We start from the raw sequence: 5,182 nt of genomic DNA, 5'->3' as shown, positions 1-5,182 counted from the left end.
TCGGCGATCAGCCCGGCCACGCCCGGGGTGCCCGGGCCGCGGCGGCCGGCCAGCAGCAGGTGCCGCTGGCCCTGGGCGACGAGGTGCCGGGCCAGGTGCGCGGCCAGCCCGCCGGTACCGCCGGTGATCAGCACGGTCGCGTCCCGGTCCCAGACCGGTGGCATGGTCAGCACCAGCTTGCCGATGTGCTTGGCCTGCGACATGAACCGGAACGCGTCCCGGCAGCGGCGGATGTCCCAGGCGGTGATCGGCAGTGGCTCCAGCGCGCCCCGCGCGAACAGCCCGAGCAGCGCGGGCAGCATTTCGCCGATCCGGTCCGGTCCGGCCTCGGCGAGGTCGAAAGAGCGGTACCGCACGCCCGGCGGGTTCTCCCGGACGTCGGTCTTGCCCATCTCCAGGAAGTGCCCACCGGGCTTGAGCAAGCGCAACGAAGCATCGATGAACTCACCGGTCAGCGAATTCAACACCACGTCCAAACCGGCACCGATCAGCGGCGCGAACGCCCCCTCGAAGTCCGTCGTACGCGAAGAAGCAATGTGATCATCGGCAATACCCATGGCCCGCAAGGTGTCCTGCTTGGCCGGGCTCGCCGTGGCGAACACCTCCGCCCCCAGGTGCTTCGCCAGCTGGACCGCGGCCATGCCCACGCCGCCGGTTCCGGCGTGCACCAGCACCTTCTGCCCCGGTCGCAAGTCCGAGAGATCCGTGAAGGCGTAGAAAGCGGTGAGGAACGCCAACGGCACCGAGGCCGCGGTCTCGTCGGTCCAGCCATCCGGCACACGGATCACGATCCGCTCGTCGACCACGACGGGAGCCGAGCCGATGCCGCCGGGCGAGATGCCCATGACCCGGTCGCCGACGGCCGGCCCGGTCACGTCCTGGCCGATTTCGGTGACCACGCCGGCGATCTCGGAGCCCAGCGGACCGGCCGGGCCGGGGTAGAGCCCGAGCGCGTTGAGCACGTCGCGGAAGTTGATGCCGGTCGCGGTGATCCGCACCCGGACCTCCCGGTCGCGCAGCGGCTTCGGTTCCTCGGAGACCGGGGCCAGGCAGAGGTCGTCCAGGCTGCCGGAGTGCTTGCTGTCCAGCTGCCACTCCCCCGACGGCGGCACCAGCGACGACGACGTCGCCAACCGGCCCAGCCGGGCCACCCGCACGACACCGTCCCGCACGGCCACCTGGGGCTCGTCCACGAACACGGACGCGGCCAGCCGCGGCAGCAGGGCAGCGCCGCCGGCGTCGAGGTCGAGCAGCACGAACCGGCCGGGGTGCTCGGACTGCGCACTGCGCAGCAACCCCCACACGGCAGCCGCCGCCGGATCGGTCACCTCGTCCACCGCACCCCGGGTCACCACGACCAGCCGGGCCGGCTCCAGCTCGGGACGCGCCAGCCAGTCCTGCAGCACGCCCAGCACGCGGGCCGCGGCTTCGTGGGCCACGGACGGCCCGGCGGCCACGTCCCCGCCGGCGATCTGGACCAGGGCCCAGTCCGGCACCACACCGGACTCGGCGAGCTCACCCGGCGAACCGGCGGCGCGAGCGTCCACAACGGACCGCAGGCCGAAGGTGTCCGGGCCGATGACCGCCCAGTTCCGGGCCGGGACCTCGGCCGCCTCCGGCAGAGACAGTGGCGCGAAGTGCAGCCGCAGCAACGCGTCCCGCGCGGAAGGCGCGGCCGAGATCCGGCCGGTGGGCGCGCGCAGGACCAGGGACTCGACCGAAAGCACCGGGTTGCCCGCCACGTCGGTGGCCGAGAGGGTGAACGAGTCGCCGTCACCCTGCCAGCGCACCCGCAGCACGGTGGCGCCCGCGGCGTGCAGGCTGACGCCGTTCCAGGAGAACGGCATCAGGTTCTTGCCCGCGTTGACCGCGAAGAACGAGCTGGCCTGCAGGGCCGCGTCGAGCAGCGCCGGGTGGAGGCCGTAGGCGGCCGCGTCCTGGGCCGCCTGCGGGAACTCCACCTCGGCGTACAGGTCTTCGCCCTGCCGCCACAGCGCGCGCAGCCCTTCGAAGGACGGTCCGTAGACCAGGCCGCCGGCTGCCATCCGGGCGTAGAAGTCGTCGATGGCCACGGGTTCCGCACCGGCCGGGGGCCACTGCGCGGGCGCCTGGCCGCTGCGGGTCTCCGCGGGCGCGAGCACGCCGGTGGCGTGGTGGGTCCACGTGCTGTCCGGGGCGGCGGCGGGCCGGGAGTGGATCCGCAGGTCGCGACGGCCGGCCGGGTCGGGTGCGCCCACCACGACCTGGACGTCGACCGCTTCCCCCGCCCCGAGCACCATCGGGACGGCCAAGGTGAGCTCCTGCACTTGCCGGCAGCCGACCTGGTCGGCCGCGCGGACGGCCAGTTCCAGGAAGCCGGTGCCCGGGAACACCACGGCGTCGCCGAGGACGTGGTCGCCGATCCAGGGGTGGGTGGCCACGGAGAGCCGGCCGGTCAGCACCGCGCCCTGGTCGTCGGCCAGCGGCACGGCCGCGCCGAGCAGCGGGTGCCCGGCGGGCACGAGGCCCCAGTCGGCCACCTTGCCGGCCCGGGTGGTGGTCTTCGGCCAGAAGCGCGTCTCCTGGAACGGATACGTCGGCAGGTCGGTCCGGCGGCCACCCAGCCCGGCGAAGAACGCCGGCCAGCCGATCTTCACGCCGGCCACGAAGGCCGCCCCCAGCGCCGCGACGACCGAACGTTCCTCCGGTGTCTCCCGCAGCGCCGGGATCACCGCAACGGCGGGGTCGTCGACGATCTCGTGGACCATCGACGCCAGGCCGGTTCCCGGCCCCAGTTCGACGAACACGGACACGCCGGCGTCCCGCATCGCGGCCACCCCGTCGGCGAACCGCACCGGCTCGCGCACGTGCCGCACCCAGTACTCCGGGTCGCACACCTCAGCCGTCACCAGCGCACCGGTCACGTTGGACACCAACGGAATCCGGGGCTCGGCGAACTCCACACCCGCCACGACCGACCGGAACTCCGCCAGCATCGGCTCCATCAACGGCGAATGGAACGCGTGCGACACCGGCAGCCGTTTGACCCGCTTGCCCTGCCCCCGCAACACCTCCGCGATCTCCAGCACCACCGGCTCGACGCCCGCCAACACGACCGATTGCGGCCCGTTCACCGCCGCGATCGCCACCTCGTCCGCACGGCCGGCCAGCAACGGCGACACCACGTCCTCGGCCGCACCCACCGCCACCATCGCCCCACCGGCAGGCAACGCCTGCATCAGCCGACCACGGGCCGCCACCAGCGCACACGCGTCCGCCAGCGAGAACACCCCGGCCACGTACGCCGCCGCGATCTCCCCCACCGAATGCCCGGCCAAGCAGGCCGGCTCGACACCCCACGACTCGAAGAGCCGGAACAACGCCACCTCGACCGCGAACAACGCGGGCTGCGTGAACCGGGTCTGCTCGAGGTCCTCCCCGGACCCCATGACCTCGCGCAGCCCGTCGACGGCGAGCTCGGCCAGCACCTCGTCCATGGCTCGGGCGAACACCGGGAACCGGGCCGCCAGCTCCCGGCCCATCCCGGCGCGCTGCGCACCCTGGCCCGAGAACACCAGGCCCGCCACGGCGTCGGTGGCCTCGCCGGAAGCCACCACCTCGCTTTCCCCGGCACCGGCGAGCAACACCGCCCGGTGCTCGAAGACCGACCGCGTGGTCGCCAGCGAGAACCCGATGTCCACGGGAGAACCGGCGCACTCGCGGATCCGGGCCACCTGCTCGGCCAGGGCCTCGCCGGTCTTGGCCGACACCACCCATGGCACCACACCGCACTCGACCGGCGAGGGCTCGGCCACCACCGGCTCGGCCGGCGCCTCCTCCAGGATCACGTGCGCGTTCGTGCCGCTGGCCCCGAACGAGGACACCGCGGCCCGGCGCGGCCGGTCCACCGGCGGCCACCCGGCCGGTTCGGTGAGCAGCTGCAGCGCCCCGGAAGACCAGTCCACGTGCGACGACGGCTCGGTCACGTGCAGCGTGCGCGGGACCACGCCGTGGCGCAGCGCGAGCACCATCTTGATCACGCCGGCGACGCCGGAGGCGGCCTGGGTGTGCCCGATGTTGGACTTGACCGACCCGAGCAGCAGCGGGTGGTCCCGCTCGGTCCGGCCGTAGGTGGCCAGCAGGGAACCGGCCTCGATCGGGTCCCCCAGCTTGGTGCCGGTGCCGTGGGCCTCCAGGACGTCGATCCCGTCCGGGCCGAGCCCGGCGGCGGCCAGCGCCGCGCGGATCACCTTCTGCTGGGCGCCGCCGCTGGGCGCGGTCAAGCCGTTCGAGGTGCCGTCCTGGTTGACGGCCAGGCCGCGCACCACGGCCAGCACCGGGTGCCCGAGGCGCTGCGCGTCGGACAGCCGTTCGACCAGCAGCATCCCCGCGCCCTCGGCCCAGCCGGTGCCGTCGGCACTGTCGGAGAACGCCTTGCAGCGGCCGTCCGGGGACAGGGCGCCCTGCGCCGAGAATTCGGTGAACCCGGCCGGGGTGGACATCACCATGACGCCACCGGCCAGCGCGATCGAGCACTCGCCGGCACGCAGCGCCTGCACCGCCAGGTGCAGCGAGACCAGCGAGGACGAGCACCCGGTGTCCACGGACATGGTCGGGCCCTGCAGGCCGAAGGTGTAGGCCAGCCGGCCGGAAAGCAGGCTGGCCGACTGCGCGGTCTGCCAGTCCACGTGCCCGTGGGGCATCCGGTAGTCGCCGCTGCCGCCGCCCACGAACACGCCGGTGTCGCTGCCGCGCAGCGAAAGCGGGTCGATACCGGCCCGTTCCACGGCCTCCCAGGCGACGGTGAGCATCAGCCGCTGCTGCGGGTCCATCACCATCGCCTCGTTGGGCGAGATGCGGAAGAACCCGGGGTCGAAGTCCGCCACGTTCTCCAGGAACCCGCCCTGGCGGGTGACGCTCTCGCCGGTGCCGTCGGGGCCACCGTGGTACAGCGCGTCCAGGTCCCAGCCGCGGTCCGCCGGCATCTCGCCGACGGCGTCGGCGCCCTCGGCGACCAGCCGCCACAGGTCCTCCGGCGAGCGCACCCCACCGGGGTAGCGGCAGGCCATGCCCACGATGGCGATGGGCTCCCTGGCTGCCGCCTGCAGCTGCCGGTTCTGCCGGCGCAGCCGGTCGGTCTCCTTCATCGCCGCGCGCAGTGCTTCGACGACCTTGTCGCCGGATGCCGCCATGGTGATCTCCT

Annotated in this window: 1 protein-coding gene; it reads right to left on the bottom strand. The window is 73.6% G+C overall.

The genetic code is table 11. The features are described from left to right. Window positions 1-5,171: beta-ketoacyl synthase N-terminal-like domain-containing protein (locus AB0F15_RS37985; RefSeq protein WP_360281427.1), on the bottom strand; the 5,171-nt coding region annotated here is incomplete at its 3' end. Window positions 5,172-5,182: the final 11 nt, after the last annotated feature.

This window comes from Amycolatopsis sp. NPDC026612 (genome assembly GCF_040638285.1).
Lineage (GTDB): Bacteria > Actinomycetota > Actinomycetes > Mycobacteriales > Pseudonocardiaceae > Amycolatopsis.
This window is presented reverse-complemented; position numbering and strand designations above follow the sequence as displayed.